The organism is Thermodesulfobacteriota bacterium (assembly GCA_040758155.1).
GTDB lineage: Bacteria > Desulfobacterota > Deferrimicrobia > Deferrimicrobiales > Deferrimicrobiaceae > UBA2219.
In genome coordinates, this window is sequence record JBFLWB010000140.1 from 19,723 (window position 1) to 42,741 (window position 23,019).

At 68.2% G+C, this 23,019-nt stretch carries 23 protein-coding genes; all 23 read right to left on the reverse strand.

Going from position 1 to position 23,019, the window contains the following annotated elements; all coding sequences use genetic code 11:
• Nucleotides 1-3: 3 nt before the first annotated feature.
• Complete coding sequence (gene pnp / locus AB1346_09430; protein ID MEW6720658.1) at nucleotides 4-2,178, reverse strand: polyribonucleotide nucleotidyltransferase; 2,175 nt, start codon at nucleotides 2,176-2,178, stop codon at nucleotides 4-6.
• A 37-nt stretch (nucleotides 2,179-2,215) separates the two neighbouring features.
• Complete coding sequence (gene rpsO / locus AB1346_09435) at nucleotides 2,216-2,485, reverse strand: 30S ribosomal protein S15 (protein MEW6720659.1); 270 nt, start codon at nucleotides 2,483-2,485, stop codon at nucleotides 2,216-2,218.
• 82 nt (nucleotides 2,486-2,567) lie between these two features.
• Nucleotides 2,568-3,458: a tRNA pseudouridine(55) synthase TruB gene (truB, locus tag AB1346_09440; GenBank protein MEW6720660.1), complete on the reverse strand. Its 891-nt coding sequence runs from the start codon at nucleotides 3,456-3,458 to the stop codon at nucleotides 2,568-2,570.
• The gene (locus tag AB1346_09445) at nucleotides 3,455-4,417 is read right to left on the reverse strand and encodes a bifunctional oligoribonuclease/PAP phosphatase NrnA (protein MEW6720661.1); all 963 of its coding nucleotides are present in this window, start codon (nucleotides 4,415-4,417) and stop codon (nucleotides 3,455-3,457) included. Before AB1346_09445 ends, truB begins: the two co-directional genes overlap by 4 nt.
• Complete coding sequence (rbfA, locus tag AB1346_09450) at nucleotides 4,414-4,779, reverse strand: 30S ribosome-binding factor RbfA (GenBank protein MEW6720662.1); 366 nt, start codon at nucleotides 4,777-4,779, stop codon at nucleotides 4,414-4,416. Before rbfA ends, AB1346_09445 begins: the two co-directional genes overlap by 4 nt.
• The gene (locus tag AB1346_09455; protein ID MEW6720663.1) at nucleotides 4,776-5,081 is read right to left on the reverse strand and encodes a DUF503 domain-containing protein; all 306 of its coding nucleotides are present in this window, start codon (nucleotides 5,079-5,081) and stop codon (nucleotides 4,776-4,778) included. Before AB1346_09455 ends, rbfA begins: the two co-directional genes overlap by 4 nt.
• Before the next feature lie 12 nt (nucleotides 5,082-5,093).
• The gene (gene infB, locus AB1346_09460) at nucleotides 5,094-7,664 is read right to left on the reverse strand and encodes a translation initiation factor IF-2 (GenBank protein MEW6720664.1); all 2,571 of its coding nucleotides are present in this window, start codon (nucleotides 7,662-7,664) and stop codon (nucleotides 5,094-5,096) included.
• An 18-nt stretch (nucleotides 7,665-7,682) separates the two neighbouring features.
• Nucleotides 7,683-7,955, reverse strand: coding sequence for a YlxR family protein (locus tag AB1346_09465; protein ID MEW6720665.1), 273 nt, complete (start codon nucleotides 7,953-7,955; stop codon nucleotides 7,683-7,685).
• Nucleotide 7,956: 1 nt separating this feature from the next.
• Nucleotides 7,957-9,177, reverse strand: coding sequence for a transcription termination factor NusA (gene nusA, locus AB1346_09470; protein ID MEW6720666.1), 1,221 nt, complete (start codon nucleotides 9,175-9,177; stop codon nucleotides 7,957-7,959).
• Nucleotides 9,174-9,662, reverse strand: a complete 489-nt coding sequence (locus AB1346_09475; GenBank protein MEW6720667.1) for a ribosome maturation factor RimP — start codon at nucleotides 9,660-9,662, stop codon at nucleotides 9,174-9,176. The genes nusA and AB1346_09475 overlap by 4 nt, the downstream gene beginning before the upstream one ends.
• Nucleotides 9,663-9,776: 114 nt before the next feature.
• A complete protein-coding gene (locus AB1346_09480) occupies nucleotides 9,777-10,694 on the reverse strand; it encodes a dihydroorotate dehydrogenase (GenBank protein ID MEW6720668.1) in 918 nt (305 codons plus the stop codon).
• Entirely contained in the window at nucleotides 10,688-11,503 is an 816-nt protein-coding gene (locus AB1346_09485) for a dihydroorotate dehydrogenase electron transfer subunit (protein MEW6720669.1), read from the reverse strand. Before AB1346_09485 ends, AB1346_09480 begins: the two co-directional genes overlap by 7 nt.
• 299 nt (nucleotides 11,504-11,802) lie before the next feature.
• Nucleotides 11,803-12,243 carry a ribosomal protein S18-alanine N-acetyltransferase gene (gene rimI / locus AB1346_09490; protein ID MEW6720670.1) on the reverse strand — a complete coding sequence of 147 codons (441 nt, stop codon included), beginning with the start codon at nucleotides 12,241-12,243 and terminating at the stop codon, nucleotides 11,803-11,805.
• A gap of 34 nt (nucleotides 12,244-12,277) precedes the next feature.
• Nucleotides 12,278-13,270, reverse strand: coding sequence for a beta-ketoacyl-ACP synthase III (locus AB1346_09495; GenBank protein ID MEW6720671.1), 993 nt, complete (start codon nucleotides 13,268-13,270; stop codon nucleotides 12,278-12,280).
• Between the two features lie 14 nt (nucleotides 13,271-13,284).
• Nucleotides 13,285-13,821, reverse strand: a complete 537-nt coding sequence (locus tag AB1346_09500; protein ID MEW6720672.1) for an arginine decarboxylase, pyruvoyl-dependent — start codon at nucleotides 13,819-13,821, stop codon at nucleotides 13,285-13,287.
• A gap of 2 nt (nucleotides 13,822-13,823) precedes the next feature.
• Nucleotides 13,824-14,708 carry an agmatinase gene (speB, locus tag AB1346_09505; protein MEW6720673.1) on the reverse strand — a complete coding sequence of 295 codons (885 nt, stop codon included), beginning with the start codon at nucleotides 14,706-14,708 and terminating at the stop codon, nucleotides 13,824-13,826.
• Nucleotides 14,709-14,746: 38 nt separating this feature from the next.
• Nucleotides 14,747-16,510, reverse strand: coding sequence for a single-stranded-DNA-specific exonuclease RecJ (gene recJ, locus AB1346_09510; protein MEW6720674.1), 1,764 nt, complete (start codon nucleotides 16,508-16,510; stop codon nucleotides 14,747-14,749).
• A gap of 13 nt (nucleotides 16,511-16,523) precedes the next feature.
• Complete coding sequence (gene secF / locus AB1346_09515; GenBank protein ID MEW6720675.1) at nucleotides 16,524-17,441, reverse strand: protein translocase subunit SecF; 918 nt, start codon at nucleotides 17,439-17,441, stop codon at nucleotides 16,524-16,526.
• A gap of 20 nt (nucleotides 17,442-17,461) precedes the next feature.
• Nucleotides 17,462-19,057 carry a protein translocase subunit SecD gene (secD, locus tag AB1346_09520; protein ID MEW6720676.1) on the reverse strand — a complete coding sequence of 532 codons (1,596 nt, stop codon included), beginning with the start codon at nucleotides 19,055-19,057 and terminating at the stop codon, nucleotides 17,462-17,464.
• Nucleotides 19,058-19,096: 39 nt separating this feature from the next.
• Nucleotides 19,097-19,447, reverse strand: coding sequence for a preprotein translocase subunit YajC (gene yajC / locus AB1346_09525; GenBank protein MEW6720677.1), 351 nt, complete (start codon nucleotides 19,445-19,447; stop codon nucleotides 19,097-19,099).
• A gap of 25 nt (nucleotides 19,448-19,472) precedes the next feature.
• Entirely contained in the window at nucleotides 19,473-20,582 is a 1,110-nt protein-coding gene (tgt, locus tag AB1346_09530) for a tRNA guanosine(34) transglycosylase Tgt (protein ID MEW6720678.1), read from the reverse strand.
• Between the two features lie 139 nt (nucleotides 20,583-20,721).
• Complete coding sequence (gene queA / locus AB1346_09535; GenBank protein ID MEW6720679.1) at nucleotides 20,722-21,774, reverse strand: tRNA preQ1(34) S-adenosylmethionine ribosyltransferase-isomerase QueA; 1,053 nt, start codon at nucleotides 21,772-21,774, stop codon at nucleotides 20,722-20,724.
• Nucleotides 21,771-23,009 (reverse strand): SpoIID/LytB domain-containing protein, encoded by a 1,239-nt coding sequence (locus AB1346_09540; GenBank protein MEW6720680.1) that lies wholly within the window; start codon nucleotides 23,007-23,009, stop codon nucleotides 21,771-21,773. Before AB1346_09540 ends, queA begins: the two co-directional genes overlap by 4 nt.
• Between the last annotated feature and the right edge of the window lie 10 nt (nucleotides 23,010-23,019).

A 23,019-nucleotide genomic window follows, 5' to 3' on the forward strand; every position in this document is an offset into this window, starting at 1 on the left:
CGGCTACCTTCTACCTCTCGGTCCCCGGCCCCGCTCGCGGTCCCGGCCCGGGCCCGCCTCCTTATCCCTGTCGGAGGCCGGCGGGGGGCCGGTTGCGGCCTTGAAGCGTCCTTCCTCCTCGAACTCCTTGTGGGAGAGCCGGATCTTCCCGTCCCGGTCCACTTCGAGGACGCGGACGGTGACCTCGTCCCCCTCCTTGAAGCACTCGGCCGTGTTGACCCGGAGCTTGGAGATCTGGGAGACGTGCAGCAGTCCGTCGGTCCCCGGGAAGATCTCGACGAACGCCCCGAAATCCATGATCTTCCGGACCCGTCCCTGGTAGACCTTCCCGACCTCGGGGACCTGCGCGATCCCCTCGATGATGGAGATGGCCGCGCGGGCGGAGTCGGCGTCCACGGCGGCGATCTTGACCGTCCCGTCGTCCTCGATGTCGATCTTGACGCCGGTCTGCTCCTGGATGCCGCGGATGATCTTTCCCCCCGGGCCGATGATCTCGCGGATCTTGTCGGGCTTGACCATCATCACGTAGATCCGCGGGGCGAACGGCGAGAGCTCGGGCCGGTGCCCGGAGAGGGCGGCGTTCATCCGCTCGAGGATGAAGAGGCGCCCCTCCCGCGCCTGCCGGAGCGCGGTGAGCATGATGTCGCGGTCGACGCCGCCGATCTTGATGTCCATCTGGATCGCGGTGACGCCGTTCTTCGTGCCCGCGACCTTGAAGTCCATGTCGCCCAGGTGGTCCTCGTCGCCGAGGATGTCGGACAGGACGGCGACATCGCCGCCTTCCTTGATCAGCCCCATCGCGATCCCGGAGACGGCGCCGGTGGTGGGGATCCCCGCATCCATCATGGCAAGGGAGGAGCCGCACACGGTGGCCATCGAGGAGGAGCCGTTCGACTCGAGCACCTCGGAGACCACGCGGACCGTGTAGGGGAAGTCGGCGCTCTGGGGGAGCACCTTCGACACCGCGCGCTCCGCCAGCGCCCCGTGGCCGACCTCGCGGCGCCCCGGGGAGCGGAGCATCTTCACCTCGCCGACGCTGAACGGCGGGAAGTTGTAGTGCAGCATGAACGCCTTGGTCGTGTCGCCCAGGAGGGAGTCGATCCGCTGCTCGTCCTGCTTGGTCCCGAGCGTCGCGGTGGCCAGGACCTGCGTCTCGCCCCGCGTGAACACGGCGGAGCCGTGCGTCCTGGGGAGCACGCCGACCTCGCAGGAGATGTTCCGGATGTCGGACAGGCCGCGGCCGTCGATCCGCTTCTTCTCCCGCAGGATCTTCCCGCGCACGATCTTCTTCTCGAGCCCCTTGAACGCGTCGGCGATCAGGATCCCCTTCTCCAGCCGCTCCTCCTCGGAGAACGAGCCGCGGACGGCCTCGGCGACCTCCTCGATCCTCTTGCGGCGCTCCTGCTTCGCCAGGATGGAGTATGCCTCGGTCAGCGCGTCGCCCGCGATTCCCCCGATCTTCCCCGCGTCCTCTTCGGACAGCTCCTTCTTCTCGTAGGCGCGCTTCTCCTTGCCGATCTCCCGGGCCATCTTCTCCTGCATCTCGAGGACGGGCACGAGCGACCGGTGCGCGTGGAAGATGGCGTCGAGCACCTCCTCCTCGGGGATCTCGCCGGCCTCCCCCTCGACCATCAGGATCGCGTCGCGGCTGCCGGCGACGAAGATGTTCATGTCGCTGCGCTCGATGTCCTGCAGCAGCGGATTGATGACCAGCTCGCCGTCGATCCGGCCGACCCGCGCTCCCGCGATGGGGCCGCCGAACGGGATGTCGGAGATGGAAAGCGCCGCCGAGGCGCCGATCATCGCCAGGATCCCCGTGTCGTTCTGCTTGTCCGCGGAGAGCACCGTGGCGATGACCTGGATCTCGTTGTAGAACCCTTTCGGGAACAGCGGCCGCAACGGCCGGTCGATCAGCCGGGAGGTCAGCACCTCGAACTCGGAGAGCTTCCCCTCGCGCTTGAAGAACCCGCCCGGGATCTTGCCCACGGCGAAGGTCTTCTCGACGTAGTCGACGACCAGCGGGAGGAAATCGATCCCGGGGCGGGGGGTGTCCGTCACGCAGGCGGTCACCAGGACGACGGACCCGCCGTAGGATACGACCGCGGCGCCCCCGGCCTGCTTGGCCCAGCGCCCGGATTCGATGGATAACACCCGTCCGGAGATTTCCGCTTCGTACACGTTTCCCACTGTTTTTTATTCCCTTCTTGTGTAGGAACTACTTGCGCAGCCCGAGGGACTCGACCACCGTCTTGTACCGCAGCGACTCCTTCGCCTTCAGGTAGTCCAGCAGGCGGCGGCGCTGCCCGACCAGCTTCAGCAATCCTCTGCGGGAGCCGAAATCCTTGGTGTGGCTCTTCAGGTGATCCGTGATCATGTTGATCCGCTCGGTCAGGAGCGCGATCTGCACCTCCGGGGAACCGGTGTCGGTGTCGTGCGTGCGGAATCTGCCGATGATGTCCTTCTTTTTTTCCGTAACCAGGCTCATGTCCTTGCGCCCTTCCCTTTCGCCGAGATATTCCCGGTTTTATTGAAGAATTCTTTATATCACATCCATTCGGGGATGTAAATTACATGCCCCTCAGGATCTTCCACAGCCCCGAAGCGTCCCGGCCGACGATCGCCAGCGGCTCGCGCCGCTCCGTGACGAGCAGCGCCGTATCCCCGCGCTCCCCGGAGGCGCGCCCGGCGATCCAGGATCCCGCAAGCCGCCCGTTCCGGACGGCGTTCACCGCGTCGGGCGGCACCACCCAGGCCGGCATGCGGGAAAGGGCGTCGACGATCGGGATCATCCGCTCGCCGGCCCGTCCCGCCGCGGCGAGCTCCCGCAGCTCTTCCAGCGTCGCGGCGCTCCCGATCTGGAACGGCCCCACCCGGAGACGCCGCAGCCGGGAGACCGTCATCGGAACACCGAGTCGTTCCCCCAGGTCCCGTGGCAGCGCCCGGACGTAGAACCCCTTCGAGCAGGCGATCGCCGCGGAGAATCCCCGCTCGTCCCAGGACAGCAGGCGCGCCGCGGACACCGTCACCCGGCGGGGCGCCAGCGGAACCTCCTTCCCCTTCCGCGCCAGCGCGTAGGAGCGCACCCCGCCCACCTTCACCGCGGAGTAGGACGGCGGGACCTGGAGGAAGGTGCCGACCAGCGTCGCCAGCGCCGACGCGACGGCCGTCTCGTCCGCCGCGGCTCCCGGGCGCGTCTCCACCGGCTTCCCGGTCGCGTCCCCCGTGTCCGTGGCGATGCCGAAGGCGAACGCCGCCTCGTACTCCTTCTCCTCGTCCGCAAGGTACCCGGCGATCTTCGTGGCGTTCCCGACGCAGATGGGAAGCACGCCCGTCGCCATCGGGTCGAGCGTCCCGGCGTGGCCGCACTTCCTCTCCCCGAGGATCCTTCCCGCGAGCCGGACGGCGTCGAAGGAGGTGATGCCGCCGGGCTTGTCGAGGACGAGCACGCCCCCGGTCACGAAAGCGCGGCTCCGAGCGCGTCGAAGACCTTTCGCTTCACTTCGGAGATCGACCCCTGGACCGTGCAGCCCGCGGCGTTCCGGTGGCCGCCTCCGCCGAACCGCGCTGCCACCTCCGAAACGTCGACCCGCCCCTTGGAGCGGAAGCTCACCCGGAACGCGCCGCCCTGCTCCTCCCTGAAGGATACCGCCACTTCCGCGCCCAGGACCGACCGGGGGTAGTTGATGAATCCTTCCATGAGGTCCTTCCCCGCCCCCGCCTCCGCCAGGTCCGAAAGCATCGTGGTGATGGACGCCACCTTCCCCTCCAGGGCGATCTCCAGGGAGGAGAGCGCCCTCCCGAGGAGGCGCAGCCGGGAGAGGCTCTGGGTCTCGTAGACCTGCTCCGCCACCGACCACGGGTCCACGCCGAGGCGGACCATTTCCCCCGCCACCTCGAACGCCTCCGGCGAGGAGTTCCCGTAATGGAACGAGCCGGTGTCCGTCAGGACGGCGACGTAGATGTTCTCCGCGATGTCGCGGTCGATCGGGCATCCCATGGCGGCGAGCACGCGGTAGACCAGGAGCCCCGCCGCCGCGGCGTCGGGGTCCACAAGGGCGAGGTCGCCGCGGACGCCGTTGGTGCGGTGATGGTCGATGTTGACGAGCAGCGGCGGCTTCCGGAGCTCCGCCTCCACCCTCCCGGTCCGCTCCGGGGAGCCGCAGTCGACCACGACAGCGACCTCGTACTTCGAACCGTCCTCCTCCATCCGGACCGTGTCGGCGCCGGGGAGGAACCGCAGGTTCTCCGGGACGGGGTCGGCGTTCAGCACCGCGGCGGTCTTTCCCATCTTCCGGAGCGCCAGCGCCAGCGCCAGCTCCGACCCGATGGCGTCCCCCTCCGGGTTCTCGTGGCACGCGATGAGGAACCGCTCCTTCTCCGCGAACACCCTGCAGATGGCGGACAGGTCTCCCCTCATTCCCGCTCCCCCCCTTCCTTCGAGATGTCCCGGAGGAGCGAGTCGATGCGGGCCCCGCGCTCGTACGAATCGTCGTAGTGGAACTGCAGCTCCGGCGCGCTTCGCAGCCCCAGGGCCGTCCCCACCTCCCGCCGGAGGTACCCTTCGGCGCGCCGCAGGGCCCTCACGACCTCCTTCCGCGCGGCCTCGTCCGCGAGCGCGGTCCAGCGCACGTGGGCGAGCTTCAGATCGGGGGTGATGGAGACCGAGGTGATCGTCACGCCCGACAGCCCGGGGTCGTTCACCTTCCTCTGCAGGAGGACGGAGAGCTCTTCCCGGATCCGTTCCGCGACGCGCGCCGGTCGGTCGCCTCGACCTCTCATTCGGAATCGCCCCCCTCGGGCCGGAAGAATTCGATGCGGGCGGACAACAGCTCCACCTCCCCGTCCCTGCCGATCCCGTCCGCGATCCGGTCGAACATCGACCGGGCGAGCCGGGTGTCCGTGGTGACGAGGGCGACGCCGATCGTACCTCGCTGCCACTTGTCGTGGTGCGCCACCTCGGCCACGGAAACGGGGTATCCCGCGCGGATCCTCGCCGTGAGTCCCGCGATGCGGCGCCGCTTGTCCTTCAGGGACAGCGCCCCGGGGAAGAGAAGGTCCGCGGTGAGCACCGCGACGACCAAGGGAGGCCGCCGCTACACCAGGGTGCCGGCGATCTTCTCGATGGTGTACGCCTCGATCTGGTCGCCGACCTGGATGTCGTTGTAGTTTTCGATCCCCAGGCCGCACTCGTACCCCTCGAGGACCTCCCGCACGTCGTCCTTGAAGCGCTTGAGGGAGGAGAGCTTCCCGTCGAACACCACCACGTTGTCCCGCAGGAGGCGCACGTTGGAGTTCCGGGTGATCTTCCCCGAGATGACCCCGCATCCCGCGATCGTCCCGATCTTGGAGATGTGGAAGGTGTTCCGGACCTCGGCCCTCCCCTGGACGATCTCCTTCAGGGTGGGCTCGAGGAGCCCTTCCATCGCCTTCTTGATGTCGTCGACCACGTCGTAGATGATCGAGTAAAGGCGGATGTCGACGCCTTCCCGCTCCGCGAGCTCCGCCCCCTTCGCCTCGGGCCGGACGTTGAACCCGATGATGACGGCCGATGACGCGGAGGCGAGCATCACGTCGGACTCGGAGATCCCGCCGACCCCCGAGTGGATGATCTTGACCTTCACCTTGTCCGTCCCGAGCTTCCCGAGGGAAAACTGCAGCGCCTCCATCGAGCCCTGGACGTCGGACTTGATGACGATGTTCAGGTCCTTCACTTCCCCGGCGTCGATCTTCCGGTGCAGGTCCTCGAGGCTCATCCGCGGGCGGGCGATGACGCGCTCCCGCTCCTTCTCGGACCGGTGGAGCGCGATCTGCCGCGCGGTCCGCTCGTCCTTCAGGACCGCGAACTTGTTCCCCGCATCGGGCAGCCCCGTCAGCCCCTGGATCTCCACGGGCGTGCCTGGGGGGGCGTCGTCGAGCCGCTTCCCCTTGTAGTTGATCAGCGCGCGCACGCGCCCGTAGTGGCTCCCCGTCACGATCGCGTCGCCCACCTTCAGGGTGCCGTCGAGGACCAGGACGGTGGCCACCGGGCCGCGCCCCTTCTCCAGGCGCGATTCGAGGACGGTGCCGCGGGCGAGCTTCGTCGGATTGGACCTGAGCTCGAGGACGTCCGCCTGCAGGAGGATGAGCTCCAGAAGCTCGTTGATGCCGATGCGCTTCTTCGCGGACACGTTGGCATACAGGTTGGTGCCGCCCCACTCCTCGGGGATCAGGCCGTGGTCGGAGAGCTGCTGGCGGATCCGGTCGGGCTGGGCGCCCGGCTTGTCGATCTTGTTCACCGCCACGACGATGGGGACGTTCGCCGCCTTGGCGTGGTCGATCGCCTCGATCGTCTGCGGCATCACCCCGTCGTCGGCTCCGACCACCAGGACGACGATGTCCGTCACCGACGCGCCGCGCGCGCGCATCGCCGTGAACGCTTCGTGGCCCGGCGTGTCGAGGATGACGAGGCGCCGGTCGTTGTGCTCCACCTCGTAGGCGCCGATGTGCTGCGTGATCCCGCCCGCCTCCGTCTCGGTGACCTTGCTCTCCCGGATGGCGTCGAGCAGCGTGGTCTTCCCGTGGTCGACGTGCCCCATGATGGTGACGACGGGCGCGCGGGGACGGAGATCCTCTTCCTTGTCGACCTCCTGGTCGATGAGACTCTCCATCTCGGGGGCGACGTTCTCGACCTCGAAGCCGTACTCCTGCGCCAGGATCCCGGCCGTTTCGGCGTCGAGGAGCTGGTTCAGCGTCGAGGGCATCCCCATCTCGATGAGCTTCTTGATGACGTCCGCCGCCTTGATCCCCATCCGGTGGGCCAGGTCGCCGACGGTGACTACCTCCTCGATCTTCAGGTGCCGCTTGCTCGCCTTGGGCGGCAGCGTCGAGGGAACCTTCTTCTCCTTGACCGGCCGGCCGCGCTTCTTCGAGATGCGGGTGGGCTGGAACTGCCGCACGACCGACGGCTCGGCTTCGGGCGCCGGAGCGGCCCCCTCGGCTTTCTTCGCCTCGGCCTCGGGCTCCTCGAGGACCTCCTTGATGATCGTCTGCTTCAGGACCCCCTTCTGCACCTTCCGCTCGTGAGGCTTGTTCTTCTTCCACTTCTTGTCCTTGTCTTTCCTGGCGTCCTCGGGCTTGACGGCGGCCACGGGCTTCTCGACGACCCGCAGCGGCGTCTCGCCCTCCGCGGTCGCCTCGGGCTGGGCCCCCGAGGCGGGGACCGCGGCCTGCGGCGCCGCTCCGGCGGCCTCCGCCTGCGGCGCGGCCGCGGGGGTTTCCGATGGGATCTCTACGGGAAGGGCGCCCGCTTCGCCGGCGGTCGGCGGCGCGGTCTCGGCGGCGGAGGGCTGAGGGACGGTTTCCGCGCGGTGCGCTTCGGCGGCGGCCGCCTCCTCCTTCGCGGACGGAGGGGCGGGCGGAGGAGCGGGAACGCCGCGCCGGAGGATGACCTTCTGCGACCTGCGCTCGATCACGCCGTCGGAACGGGTCAGCACGGTGGTCTGGGGCGGAGGAGGAGCCTGCGGCGGCTTCTTGAAGTGCCCCTTGACCCGGTCGATCAGGTCGCCTTCGAGGTTGCTGGAGGCCGACTTCCCTTTCGCGCCGATCCTCTCCAGGAAAGCGATGATCTCCCTGCTCGTCTCCATGCCCAGGTCTTTCGCCAGATCCCGAATCCGAACCTTGTCCATCCACTCCCCCTGCCGAAGTTATGCTTCGTGCGTCCTCGCGGCGGCCAGCCGGTCCGCCAGTTCCGTGCCCGACTCGCCCATCTTCCAGCGCGCGCCGCCCTTCCGCGTCCGGAGTCTGGCGGCGAACCGCCCGATGCATTCGCCGTCGCGGCACAGGTAGATGCCGCGTCCGGGGAGCCTGCCCGCCGGGTCGGGGGTCCACCCCGCCCCGGGCCTCCCCGCGATCCGGAGAAGCCGTTCCTTCCCCGTCACGGCCCCGCACTGAACGCAGGTGCGCCTTGTTTCTTTCATGCTACTCCTTCCGGGGGCCGCTTCCCTCTCCCCCGGCCGGTTCTTCCGCCGCCGGTTCCGCGGAAGGCGCTTCCGACGGCGCGGGTTCCGCCGAAGGCGGATCAGCCGTCCCGGCGTCTGCCGGCGCCTCCGCAGGGGCCTCCGCCTCCGGCTTCTTCGCGAAGAGACCTTCCGCCCGCTTCAGCGCGTCCTCGACCTGCCCCTCGGCGCGGACCTCGATGTTCCACCCCACCAGCTTGGAGGCGAGCTTGACGTTCTGCCCCTTCTTGCCGATCGCCAGCAGGAGCTGCTCCTCGGGGACGATCACCTCCATGGTCTTCTCCGACTCGTTCACGAGGACCCGGATGATCTCCGCGGGCTGGAGGGCGTTGCAGACGAACTTCGCGGGATCCTCGTCCCAGGCGATGATGTCGATCCGCTCGCCGCGCAGCTCCTGGACGACGCTCTGCACGCGGGATCCCTTCATGCCGACGCACGCCCCGACCGGGTCCACGTCGCGGTCCCTCGAGCGGACGGCGATCTTCGTCCGGAAGCCCGGCTCCCTCGCCACGCTCAGGATGCTGACCACCCCCTCGTACACCTCGGGGACCTCCTGCTCGAACAGCTTGATGATCATCCGGGGATCGGCCCGGGACAGCAGGATCTCCGGCCCGCGGGAAGTCTTCGTCACGTCCTTGATGTAGGCGCGGATCCGGTCGGTCTGGCGGTACCGCTCCCGGGGAATCTGCTCCGACGGCGGCATGATCGCCTCCGCCTTGCCCATGTCGATGACGAGGCAGTCGCGCTCGTACCGCTGCACGATGCCGTTGATGATCTCCCCCTTGCGGCCGATGAACTCGTTGTAGATGACCTCCCGCTCGGCGTCCTTGACCTTCTGCATGATGATCTGGCGCGCGGTCTGGGCGGCGATCCGGCCGAGGTCCTTGGTGCTGAGCCGGTCGCCCAGGCTGTCCCCCACCTGGGCCTCGGGGTCCAGCGCCTGCGCCTCGGCGAGCGACATCTGGGTGTCCGGGTCGGTCAGGTTGTCCGTCACCGTGCGGAAGGCCAGGATCTCGAATTCTCCGGTTTCGGGATCGTAGGTCGCCTCGAGGATCTTGTTCGCCCCGTATTTCTTCCGGGCGGCGCTTTCGAGGGCCTCCTTGATCGCTTCGATGATGATGTTCTTGTCGATCCCTTTTTCCTTGCCCAGCTGGGCAATGATCTGTCCGACGTCCAGGATCATCGCTTTTTCTTTCCCTTCCCGAAGAGTTCTTCCTGGGTAACGTCCAGGTTCGCCTTCCGGATCTCGCCGTAGGCGATCCGGATCACCGCGTCCTCCGTCTTGAGATCGATCCCGCCGTCGTCCGACCCGGCCAGGATCCCCACGAAGTTCCGGCGGCCCTCTTTCATCTCCGACAGCGTCAGCCGCACCCGGCTGCCCACGGACAGGGCGAAATGCTCCGGCCTGCGCAGCCTGCGGTTCAGTCCGGGGGAGGAAACCTCGAGCAGGTACGTTCCCTCGACGGGATCCTCCACGTCGAGGATCGCGCCGAACCTGCGGCTGAAGGACCGGATCTCCGAAAGCGATACGCCGCCTTCCCGGTCGACGAAAACCCGCAGGACGATCCGCGGCCCCTCCCGCGCGACCTCGAGGTCGAACAGGGAAAGGGAGAGATCCCCCGCGACTTCCCGGGCGATCGCCTCGATCTTTTCGGTATCCGCTTTCATCGAAGACAGAAAAAAAAAGTGGGCACCGGCCCACTTATCCTCCCCAACACCCCGATTATATTACAGGGAAAACGCGAGCGACCACAACACATTTCTTTCTCCCTCCCCGCCCTGTCAGGGGAGGAAGCTCCCCCGGTACTCCTTCACGCCGCGGATCCCCTCCCGGGCCAGGAAATCGCGGATCCCCTCGACGATCTCGATGCACGCGTTCGGGTTGCGGAAATTGGCCGTCCCGACCTGTACCGCGGCCGCCCCGACGAGGAGGAACTCGAGCGCGTCCTCCGCGCTCCGGATCCCGCCGATCCCGATCACGGGGATCTTCACCGCCTTGCACGCCTCCCACACCATCCGCAGCGCCACCGGCTTGATCGCCGGCCCCGAAAGCCCCCCCGTCACGTTGCCCAGCCGCGGCCGCCGCGTCCGCGGATCGACCGCCATCCCCAGCAGCGTGTTGACGAGGGAGACCGCGTCTGCGCCCGAGTCCTCCGCCGCGCGGGCCATCTCCCCGATGTCGGTGACGTTCGGGGACAGCTTCACCCAGAGCGGCTTCGCGGTGGCCGCGCGGACCCTCCGGGTCAGCCCGTACAGCCCTTTCGCGGTGGAGCCGAACGCGATGCCGCCTTCCCTCACGTTGGGGCAGGAGACGTTCAGCTCGACCGCGGCCAGGGCGGGAACCGCGGACAGCCGCCGCGCGACCTCCTCGTATTCCTCCTCCGTCCGCCCGTAGATGTTCGCCACGAAGACGGCCCCCGCGTCCTCCAGCCGGGGGGCGACTTCGCCGATGAACCTCTCCACCCCGATGTTCTGCAGGCCGATGGCGTTCAGCATCCCCGCCGGAGTCTCCACGATCCGCTGCGGCGCGTTCCCCCGCGTCGGGAGGAGGGAGAGCCCCTTCACGATCACCGCGCCGAGGCGGGAGATGTCGTAGAACGGCGCGAATTCCAGCCCGTATCCGAACGTCCCCGAAGCGCTCATCACGGGATTCTTCAGGAGCAGGCTCCCCACCCGCGCGGTCAGGTCCGGGGTCACCATACGACCTCCCGGGCATCGAACACCGGCCCCTCCTTGCAGACGCGCCGATAGGCGGTCCCGTCCCCTTCCCGCACCTCGGTCACGCATCCCCAGCAGACGCCGAACCCGCAGGCCATATGGTTCTCGAGCGACACCTGCGCGGGAACGCCCCGGGAGCCGGCCGTCTCCGCGATCTCCCGGAGCATCTCCCTCGGGCCGCACGCAAGGATCGACAGCCGCCCGGCCTCGGGGGGCTTCAGGGCCTCGAGGCGGGCGCGGAGCGCGGCGCCCACCGTCCCGTGGAAGCCGGCGGTCCCGTCGTCGGTGCACAGGTGCACCCTGCCGGGCACGTTCCCCCCCGGGGTCCAATCCCGCGGGGGAAGCTGTTCGCGGGTCCGCGCGCCGAGGAACATCTCGAAATCGCTCCGTCCCTGCGAGAGGGCCATCCCGGCGGGGAACACCGTGGAGAAGCCGACACCGCCCCCCGCGAGCCACCAGGTCCGGTCGGGATCGTCGAGCCGGAAGCCGTTCCCCAGCGGCAGGGTGATGGACAGGGGGTCGCCCTCGTGCAGGCCGGACAGCAGCGCCGTGCCGCGCCCGACCACCTTGTAGACGAACTCGACCGTTCCTGACACCCGGGTCCCTCCCGACCGGAAGATCGCGAGCGGCCTCGGGAGGAGCGGGTCGTTCCCGGGCCACCCCGATACCATGGCGAACTGTCCGGGCACGAACTCGACCCGGTCGGGGACCGCCACCTCCATCCGGTAGAAGATTCCGTGCCCCACGTTCCGCAGGATCCTGCCGCCGACGAACCGCGGATTAGCTCGCATTTCTCACCAGCCTCCTACTGCGGCGGCGGATACGGGCACACCTACTGCGTTGTGCCCCTCCCGCCGGGAACGGCATGATGGTGCCGGCGTCCGGGGGTACCCCAGGGAGCGTTTCTTGCCCGGGAGTGGGGCGCTCGGTCGGGCTCCTCGACGCACTGTCAAGTGCGCCTCCGGGGCCCTCGGTCGCGACGCCTTGTAGTGCTGCCAGGATGGCAGCATGCCGCGGAGGCCATGGATGGCCGGGAGCGGCCCACGCCCGTCTCCACCGCCTCGCTACGGACGCTGGTGAGAAATGCGAGCTATGTGGCATCCCTGTCCCGTATCTCCCGGGAGAGCAGCAGCGCGTCCTCCCCCGTGTCGGTGTAGTACCCTCTCCGGATCCCCTGGAACGCGAAGCCCAGCCGCCCGTAAAGCCGCTGCGCCTCCTCGTTCCCGGCCCGGACTTCGAGGTGGATCCGTTCCGATCCCGCCAGGGCCCCCCTGCGGATGCACTCCCGGACCAGGGCTTCCCCCACCCCCTGTCCCCGGAAATGCGGGTGCACCGCGATATTCAGGAGATGGGACTCGCCGGCGACGTTCCAGCAGACGGCGTAGCCGAGGATCTCCCCCGGGGCCCCCTCCGCGACGAACGGCCGGGAGAAGGGACGGTCGATGTCCTCGGCGAACATCCCGCGGGACCAGGGCGTCGGGAAGGAGGCCTCCTCGATCGCCATCACCCCGTCGAGGTCGCAGGGGGCCATGTTCCGGATCCGGAACTTCAGCCCGGACCTCCCGCTACCAGCGGATCAGCGCCGACGCCCAGGTGAACCCCGCGCCGAACGCGGCGAGGCATACCAGGTCCCCCTCGCGGATCCGCCCCTGCTCGAGGCACTCGTCCAGCGCGATCGGGATCGACGCGGCGGTGGTGTTCCCGTACCGCTCGATGTTCGAAAACACCTTATCCTCCGGCAGCTCCAGCGCCGCCCCCACCGCCTGCGTGATCCGCTGGTTCGCCTGGTGCGGGATGAGCAGCGACAGGTCGGAGACCGTGTGCCCGTTCTCCGACAGCGCCTCCCGGATCACCTCCGGGAACCGGCGGACGGCGTGCGCGAAGACGTACTTCCCGTTCATCTTCGGGTAATGCCTGCCGGCGTCTATGACCTCGTGGGTCAGCCAGGGGCTCTGCAGGAAGCCCGGCTCCGCGGCGCAAAGCTCCCGCGCGTGCTTCCCCTCCGAATGGATGTGCGTGGAAAGGATCCCCTTGCCGGGCTCCGCCGGGCCGACCACCGCCGCACCGGCCCCGTCCCCGAAGATCACCGTCACGTCGCGCCCCGCCGTGGAGAAGTTGAGCCCCTTGCTGTGGAGCTCGGAGCCGACCACGAGGACGTGGTCGTGGAATCCCCCCTTGACGTAGGCCTCCGCGACGGAGATGCCGTAGACGAACCCGCTGCACTGGTTGCGCACGTCGATGGCCCCGACGGTCCGAAGCCCGAGCATGTCCTGCACGAGGACGCCGACGCCCGGAAAGTACATGTCCGGGGAGAGCGTCGCGAAGATCACCAGGTCGATGTCCTCCGGTGAGATCCCCGCCTTGTCGATCGCCTTCCGGGCGGCAGCGGCCCCCATGTGGCAGTTCCCGACCGGCGCCTCCGCGTAGCGCCGCTCCCGGATCCCCGTCCGCTGGACGATCCACTCGTCCGTCGTGTCCATCAGCTTCGTGAGCTCCTCGTTCGTCACCACGCGGGGAGGCAGCTCTCTCCCGGTGCCCATGATCCGCGCGCCGCGCATCGAAGCGCCATTTTTCATATCAGCACCGCCGCAGCGAGGGTCGTGGTGTACTCGTCCTTCACGATCGCGGACTGCGTGATGTTGAAGGACTTGTAGATCTTCCCGCTGATCTTCCAGACCTCCCGCTTCTCGTCCCAGCTCCTGTCCTCGTCGAACTCGACGCCCAGTGTGGACGCCAGCATCGCCGCCGCGAGGTCTTCCGCATAGTCTCCCGCCACCTTCTCGGTCTGGCCGAAGGCGTGGTGCTCGCTCAGGTACCCGTAGACGGACCGGTCGGACGGGAGGGCGCACCCCACGGAGGCGGCCACCAGCCGGCGGGGCTCGTCGCTGCAGCAGCGGCTCATGACCACGTAGACGATCTCGCCCGGCGAAAGCAGCTTCAATCCCGCCTCTTTCGAGACGATCCGGGCCTGCGGGGGGAATATGCTGGACACCTGGACGAGGTTGAACTTCTCGATGCCTGCGTCCCTGAGGGCCAGCTCGAACGAGGTCAGCTGCTCCCGGTGCCGGCCGACACCCTTGGTGAAGAAGACCTTCGCGGGAACGGTCATGGCTATTCCCCCTGCCGCGCCACGACCCACCCCATGATCCGGTAGCAGAGGCGCGCGGCCAGATAATCCGGAGCGGCCATCCCCGCGATGGGCGCGAGCTCCATGACGTCGAATCCCACGAGGTTGCAGTTCCCCCGCAGCACGTCCCGCAGGATGTCGGTCACCTCGAACCAGGTGAGGCCCCCGGGTTCCGGGGTGACGACCGATGGCATGATCCCGGGGTCGAACACGTCGAGGTCGATGGTGATGTAGACGTTCCCGGAGAGGGAGCTGACGATCCCCTTCGTCACGTCCGCGAGGTTGTCCCGGACCTCGGAGGCGTAGAAGGTCTTCACGTCCTCGGTCTTCTTGAGGAAGCGGTCCTCCTCCTCCGACATGCTCCGGACGCCCGCCTGGACCAGGCGGACGCCGTGCTCGACGATCCTGCGGCCGACGCACGCGTGATTGTGCTTCGTGCCGAGGTATTCCTCGCGGAGATCCGCGTGCGCGTCGAACTGCAGCACCGTGAGCTGGCCGTACTTCTTCTTGAGCGCCGCGACGGCGGCGGGTGTGCCCGAATGCTCCCCGCCGAGGAGGATCGGGAGCTTCCCGGCCTTCGAGACGGCCTTCACCCTGCGCTCCACTTCCTTCAGCGCGGCGGGGCCGGTCGTCGTGAAGGGGACCTCCGTGGAGACGAAGATGCCCGCGCGGTACGGCTCGATCTTGTTCTCCTCGTCGAACAGCTCCATGTGGGCGGAGGCGTCGAGAATGGCGCGGGGGCCGTTGCGCGTGCCGGCCTGGTACGTGGTGGTCACGTCCACGGGGAACGGGATGATCGCGAACTGGGACTGCTTCCAGGAGGCGTACCTTCCGGAAATCCCGCCGAAGGTCACGGAGTATGGAATCAAGGGGAACCTCCTCTGAAATGGCCGCCGGTGGCCCGATTCTACCCCGCCCGCATTCCGGCGCACAATAGCGGCCTTCCCGCGGGCCTTGCGTCCTGAAGAAGAAGGCGGACCGTGCGGACGCCCCGGTACACGTTCTCCTGAATGGCGACCAGCAGGTCGGACCGCCCGGACGGATCGGCGGGAATTTCCCCGCGGTGGAACGCCACGCCTTCGACGCGCCGCCCGTTGTCCTCCAGCTCGAACCGGAGGTGTTGCCCGGCTCCGCCGACGCGTGAAGCCCGGGAGATCCGGGCGTTCCGGAGCAGGAACGCCGGCTCCGGGTTCCCCGCCCCGAACGGGCGGAGCAGCTCGAGGTCGGCCAGGAGCGCGGGCCCGATTTCGTCGAGCCGGATCTCCGCGTCGATGAACCGGCGCGGGACGAACGGCGACGCTTCCGCGTGGCGCGCCGCGATCTCCGACAACCCCCTGCGGAACGGCTCCAGGTTCTCCAGCGACATCGCCACCCCGGCGGCCTGGGTGTGCCCGCCGAACCGCGTGAGCAGGTGGGACAGCTCGGCGAGCGCCGAGACGATCGGGAACCCGTCGACGCTGCGGCAGGAGCCGGTGACCTGCCCCGATTCCTCGCGTAGCAGCACGACGGGCCGGCCGTACCGGTCGAGGATCTTCGAAGCGACGATACCCAGGACGCCCTGGTGCCACCCCGGGTCGGACAGCACGATGGCGTGCGGAAGCTCCTCGAGCATGTCGATCCCCGCCTCCACGTCGGAGAGGATCCGCTCCTGTTCCCGCTGCCTCCGGATGTTGTCCTCGTTGAGCTCCCGGGCGAGCCGGGCGGACTCCTCCCGGTCGCTCGAGACGAGGATCCTCGAGCTTCGGGACGAATCCCCTATCCGGCCCGCGGCGTTCAGGCGGGGGCCGACCCGGAATCCGAGATCCGCCTCGGTCGCCAGAGCCGTGGAGACGCCGGAGACCGAGAAGAGCGCTTCGATCCCTGGCCGCGCGGACCTCCGGATCTCGCGGATCCCCTCCCGCACCAGCGGCCGGTTCGACGCGGTCAGCGAAACCATGTCCGCCACCGTTCCCAGAGCCACCAGGTCGAGGTATTGCCGCATCGCCGGCTCCGGCCGGTCCGCGAAGAAGCCCGTCTCGCGCAGCCGCTTCCGCATCCCGCACGCGAGCAGGAATACGACTCCCACCCCCGCAAGATCCTTTTCCCGGAACGGGCAGTCGCGCCGGTGAGGATCGATCACGGCGTACGCCTCGGGAAGCGTGTCCCCCGGAAGATGATGGTCCGTGACGATGACCTCGACGCCGTCGGCCGTAAGCTCCCGGATGGGCCCGTGGTCCGTGATCCCGCAATCCACCGTGATCACCAGCCGGTATCCTTCGCGCACCGCCCCGGCAAGAATGCGCGCCTGGAGCCCGTACCCGTCCTCGCGCCGGTCGTTCTGGTGGATCCGTACCGGCAGGCCGGGGAACAATTCCTTCAGGAAGAGGTAGATGCAGGCGGCTCCGGTCGCGCCGTCGGCGTCGTAGTCGGCGTACACCAGGACCGGCTCCCCGCGGATGCCCGCCGAGACGATCCGGTCCGCCGCCCTGTCGATGTCCTTCAGGAGGGAGGGATCGGGAAGGTCCGACAACGTCCCCCGCAGGAACAATTCCGCGTCGCCGGGATCGACGATCCCCCGGTTCGCCAGCGCCTTCGCCGCGGCGCCGGTGAGGCCGTGGCGGGAGGAGATGTCACGTACGAGACCGGGATCGGGCGCAAGGAGGGTCCATTCCCGTTCGACCGGCCCCCTCAAGCCATCCCCTCCGTCACCTCTTCACGTCGGCCATCTTCTCGCCGCGCCAGAGAACGAGCATCGGGCCCGCGACGAAGATGGACGAATAGCTCCCGATGACGAGGCCGATCAGGAGCGCGAGGGCGAAGTTGCGCAGCACGTCGCCGCCGAAGGCCAGCAGCGCCGCCACGGCGAGGATCACCGTGAATCCCGTCACGAGCGACCGGCTCAGCACTTCGTTGACGCTCAGGTTGATCGTCTCGGAGAAGGTGTTCCGCTTGCGGAGCCGGATGTTCTCCCGGATCCGGTCGAAGATGACCACCGTGTCGGTCAGCGAATATCCCCCGATCGTGAGCAGCGCCGTGATGAACAGGAGGTCCTGCTCGAGGCCGAGCGCCCAGAAGATGCCCACCATCGCGAAGATGTCGTGGAAGGTGGCGACCGTCGCGGTGACCCCGAACTTGAACTCGAACCTCCACGCCAGGTAAACGATGATCGCAAGGAAGGCGATGGCGAGCGCCCAGGTTGCATCCTGGCGCAGCTTGTGCCCGATCGCGGGGCCGATCTCGGAGATGCTCTCCACGACGAACGGGTTCTCCGGCATCTTCTCCCGAAGGAGCTTCAGGACGGGCTCCGCGACCATCCGCTCCTCCTGTCCGCCGACCGCCCGCAGCTTGATCATGAGGACGGTGTCGCCCTCCACCCCCTGCAGCATCGCCCCGCTGTGCCCCGCGTCGGCCAGCAGCGACCGGACCCGCTCCATGGAGACCGGATTCCGGAACTTCGCCTGGATCGAGGTGCCGCCCGCCAGGTCGATGCCGAGGTTGGCGTGCCCGCGGAAGATCTGCACGGTCCCGATGAGGCCGAGGATCATCAGGACCGCGGAGAACGCGAACGCGTAGTTCTTGATGGCCATGAAATCGTATTTCGGATTCTTCACGAGTTCGATCATCGATTCGCCTTCCCCGTTTCCTATATGCTCAGAGTCTTCATCGGCTTCTTCGCGTTCAGGTAGTCGAACACGACCTTCGTGCAGACCAGCGCCGTGAAGAGGTTGATCGCAACGCCCATGGAGAGCGAGACCGCGAATCCCTTGATCGGCCCGGTCCCGAACTGGAAGAGGATGATCGCGGTGATCAGCGTGGTCACGTGGGTGTCGACCACCGTCACGAACGCCTTGTCGTACCCGGCGTCGATGGACGGGCGCACCGCCTTCTTCGAGCGGAGCTCCTCCCGGATGCGCTCGAAGATCAGCACGTTGGAGTCGACCGACATCCCGATCGCCAGGATGATCCCCGCGATGCCCGGGAGGGTGAGCGTCGCCGAGAAGGCGGCCATCCCCGCGAGCAGAAAGAGGACGTTGAACAGCATGGCGAAATTCGCCACCATCCCGGAGAACCGGTAATAGAACCCCATGAACCCCACCACCAGCAGCGCCCCGATGATGGCCGCGCGGATCCCCTTCCGGATCGAATCCTCCCCGAGCGACGGCCCGATGGTGACGTTCTGGATCACCTTGACGGGCGCGGGCAGCGAGCCGGCCCGCAGCACGATGGCAAGGTCGGAGGCCTCCTCCGCCGTGAAGCTCCCGGTGATCTGCGCCTCCCCTCCCGAGATCCGCTCCTGGATCACCGGGGCGGAATAGACGGTGTCGTCGAGGACGATCGCGAGCCGGCGCTTCACGTTCTCCGCGGTCACGCGGTCGAAAATCCTCGCGCCGCGGGAGTCGAAGGAGATGGAGACGTACGCGCCCCCCGCCTGGCCGCCGAAGCTGACCTTCGCCGTCTTGATCGTGTCTCCCGTCAGCAGCGAGCGTTTCTTCACCACGATGGGGGTCTTCGCGATGCGGCCGCTGGCGGGATCCGCCGATTTCTGGTACAGGAGCTGGCTGTCCTCGGGCAGGTTCCCCTTGAGCGCCTCCTCGACACTGGCGCCTTCGTCCACCAGCTTGAACTCGAGCAGCGCCGTCTTGCCGACGAGCTCGATGGCGCGCTGCTGGTCCTTGACGCCGGGGAGCTGGACGACGATCCGGTCGTCGCCCTCGGCGACGATCTGCGGCTCCCGCACGCCGAACTGGTCGATCCGGTTCCGGATGGTCTCCACGCCCTGCCCGACGGCGTTCATCCGGATCGCCTGTACCTCGGCCTCCTTCATCTTCGCTACGACGGACGCCCCTTCGGGCTTCACCTCGCCCAGCGTGACGTCGAGCGATGGGAACTCCTCCTTAAGGAGCTCCAGCGCCTTCCCCGCGAACTCGCCGGGAGGGAACGCGAGGGAGAAGCTTTCGGCCGAAGTTCTCTTGTAACCGAGGACCGGGAGCCCCTTGTCGCGGACCACCGCCCGCGCTTCGTCCGCGTAGCGCTGCGTCGTGTTCTCGATGGCCTTGTCGATCTCGACCTGGAGCCGCAGGAACACGCCGCCCTGCAGGTCGAGGCCGAGGTTGATCTTCGGCATGGGATCCCGCCACGAGGCCGGGATCTTTTCGGTAAGGGACGGCGCCAGGACGGCTGCGGCCGCGGCCGTCAGGAAAACGATCATGGCGATCCGCCAGGTGATGTTCCTCCACATGACGCTTCCGTTGCTCCTTTCGGTGTCTTCCGCTTCGCTTCAGGCCGGCTTCTGCGCCTCGGGAGCCGCCGCATCCTGGCTGGTGCCGGAGACGGCGCTCCGGGTCACCTTGACGCGCACCTTTTCGGCGATCTCCAGGGTCAGCGTGGTCTCGGTCAGCCCCTTGATCTCCCCGTGGATCCCGCCGGTGGTGACCACGCGGTCACCCACCTTGAGGTTCCGGATGAACTCCTGGTGCTTCTTCGCCTGCTTCTGCTGCGGCCGGATGAGCAGGAAGTAGAAGATCACGAACATCAGCAGGATCGGAACGAATCCCAGGAACCCGCCGCCTCCCCCGGTGCCTCCCCCGGGGCTGCCGCCCATGGCATAAGCCACACCCGCGATCATCATCGGAGCTCCTCCCCCTTCGACGTTCTCATTCGATGCCTGAATCGAGTGATTTTTTCACAAAATCTGCGAAGTTTCCACGGGAAATTGCCTCGCGCGCCCGTTCCATGAGCCCGGCGTAAAACGAAAGGTTGTGGACGGTCATGGCCATGGAGGCCAGCATCTCCCCCTGCACGTAGAGGTGGCGCAGGTAGGCCCGGGAGAAGATACTGCAGGTCGGGCAGCCGCAGCTCCCGTCGGGGGGAAGCGGGTCGTCCTTGTACCGCGCCTGCTTGACGCTCAGCGGCCCCGCGGAAGTGAACATCATTCCGTTCCTCGCGTTCCGGGTGGGCAGCACGCAATCGAACAGGTCGATCCCCCGGGAGACCGCGAACAGCAGGTCACCGGGCGTTCCGACGCCCATCAGGTACCGCGGCAGCGCGGTCGGAAGCAACAGCGCCGTCCGGTCGACGGTCTCCCGCTGGAGCTCCTTCCCTTCCCCCACGCTTACCCCCCCGATGGCGAACCCGTCGAACGGCATCGCGCAGACCTCCTCCACGCTGCGCTTCCGGAGGTCGGGGAACATCCCCCCCTGGACGATCCCGAACATGCCCCCTTCCGGGAGCGTCCTCGCCGCCAGGCATCGGCCCGCCCACAAGGTGGTCCGCCGGACCGCCTCCTCCGCCTCCTCCCGTTTCGCGGGGTACGCGACGCACTCGTCGAGCGCCATCCGGATGTCCGACCCGAGCGCCTCCTGCACCTCGACCGCAAGCTCGGGCGTGAGCGTGTGCGCGGAGCCGTCGACGTGGGACCGGAACGAGACCGCTTCGTCGGACACCTTCCGGAGGGCGCTCAGGGAAAACACCTGGAACCCGCCGCTGTCGGTGAGGATCAGCCGGTCCCATCCCATGAAGCGGTGGACCCCCCCCAACTCCCGGATCCGCAGGTGCCCGGGGCGCAGGTAGAGGTGATACGTGTTCCCCAGGATGCATCCGTATCCCATGCCGCGGAGCTGATCCGGCCACACCCCCTTCACTGTCGCCGCCGTTCCCACGGGCATGAACGCGGGCGTCCGGAAGGAGCCGCGCTCCGTCTCGATCGTCCCGCAGCGCGCATCCGTCGCGGCGTCCTTCGCCTCGATGATGAAACGCAGAGTCAAACGATACTCCTTTCGCGGGCTGGCGTTGACAAGCCGGCGGGGGACACACCTGTCGGGGCAGAGGGGGACAGACTTAGCTTCAAACACGGGATGAAGGGTTAAGTCTGTCCCCCGCCTGGTATGTCCCCCTCTACCGGCTTTACCAAATGAACATTGCGTCGCCGTAGCTGTAAAACCTGTAGCGACGCTCCACCGCCTCGCGGTAGGCCGCACGCACCGCGTCGACCCCCGCGAAGGCCATCACCAGCGCGAGCAGGCTGGAGCGCGGCAGGTGGAAGTTCGTCACCATCGCGTCCACGACGCGGAAAGGGCGCCCGGGGAAAAGGAACAGCCTGGTGGTCCCCTCGGAAGGGGCGACGCGCCCGTCCTCCGCGGCGCACGTCTCCAGCGTCCGGACGCTGGTGGTCCCCACCGCGACGATCCGCCCGCCCTCGGCGCGCGCGGCGTTGACCGCTTCCGCCGTCTCCGGCGGCATGCGGTAATGTTCGGGGTGGATCTCGTACTCCTCCACCTCGTCCGTCCGGATAGGGGAAAAGGTGCCGTAGCCGACGGAAAGCGTGACGCGGGCGATCCCGATCCCGGCGGCCGATATCTGTCGGAGCATCTCCTCGTCGAAATGGAGCCCCGCCGTGGGGGCGGCCACGGAGCCGGAATGCTCTGCATACACCGTCTGGTACCGGACCTTATCCTCCTCCGCCGCGGGATCGCCGACAGCTCTCCGGATGTAGGGGGGTAGCGGAACCTCCCCCACCCGCTCGAGAAGCTCCAGCAGGGAGCCGCCCGCGGCCGCAAGGGCGACCTCCCATTTCCCCCCGCCGCGATATCGCTCCAGCCGGACCGTCAGCCCGCCGATATCGAATACATCCCCTTCCTTGAGCCGCTTCGAGGGGCGCGCCAGCGCTTCCCATCGCTCCCCGCCCCCCCCCGCCGCGCCGCTCGGGGAAAGCAGCAGGATCTCGACGGCGCCGCCCCCCTTCCTCACGGCTCGCAGGCGGCCGCGGAGGACCCGGGTGTCGTTCACGACGAGCAGGTCTCCTTTCCGCAGCAGGGACGGGAGATCGGAGAACACCCGGTCGGCGGTCTTCCCCGTCGGACGGGAAAGGACCATCAGACGCGCGTCCCGCCGGCGGGGAACGGGGCGCTGCGCGACGAGCTCGGGCGGAAGATCGTAGTCCAGGAGGCAGGTCTTCAGGGGATTTCCCTCGCCAGATCGGTGCCGGGGTAGTAGCGCGCGAGGATCTCCCGGAACCCCTTCCCGGACTTCGCCATCCCGTTCGCCCCGAACTGGCACATCCCGACGCCGTGGCCGTACCCCTCTCCCGTGAAGAGCCACCCGCCGGCGGCCGGCGCGATCGCCATCTTCAGGCTGCGGACGCGCGCATACCCCGCGACGCGGCGGAATTCCGCCGCGTTCGCCTCCCGGGAAACACCCCCGGATTGGATCCTGACCCGCACCGCCCTCCCCGTGGAAGTCAGCCCCGCGACGGAGAAGCGGAGGTCCCCCCCGGGAGGGATCCCCATCGCCCGCGCCACCCGGCGCCCTTCCGCCTCGGACATCCGGTACTCCCACCGAAAGACGGGGCTGTCGGAGCAGTCCTCGCACGCCACGGATCGAAGGTACGGAACATCCTTCCCCCAGGCGTTCGCGGCGGACTCGGTGCGCCCGCCGCAGGTGGAGTGGAAGACCGTCCGCGCCGGGGCCCCACGGTACAGCAGGACCAGGCCGCGCGTTTCCTCCGCGGCGTTCCGGAACGCCGCCCCGACGTTGTCGGTCCCGTCGAACACCTGGTCCTCGACGCTCCCGAGGACGTCGAACAGCGGGTCCCTGGGCGTTCGCGCAGCGTCGACGGCGTACGTCCGGGTGGCGACCGCCTGCGCTGCGAGCGCCTCGGGATGGAACAGCTCCGGGACCTCCCGGCTGATCACGGCGGCCACATAGCTTTCCAGGGGGACCACCGCAACGGCGACGAGCTTCCCGTTCCGCGCCGTCAGGCGGAGCCTGCCCCCGACCTTTCGCCCATCCATCCGGAGCTCCGGGATGCCGGCGACGTCGACGCTATCGCCGAGAAGCTGCGCTCCGTCGAACCGGATCCGCCCCCCCACCGCGCCGAGCGGGACGTTCCCCGACGCCTGGGCCAGCAGCCTGCCGGCGGCGTCCCAGACGTTTACCCGGTCCGCGGACAGCGTGACGGCTTCGGCGTCCCCCCCGATGCGGACCCGGAGGAAGCGGGGCCCCGCGGATTCGGGCGGACGCGTCGCTTCGGGTGGCCGGGGACGCTCCGGGACGGCGGGAGGTTTCGCGGGCGGCGCTTCCGCCGGCGGGCGAGGCCGGGCACCGGTGCAGGAGAGGAGAAGGCCGATCCCCGCGCAGAAAAGTAGAGGGAACAGCGTCCCCGCCGCGAAGGCGGAGACGCTCCGCCGATACATGGACATGCTT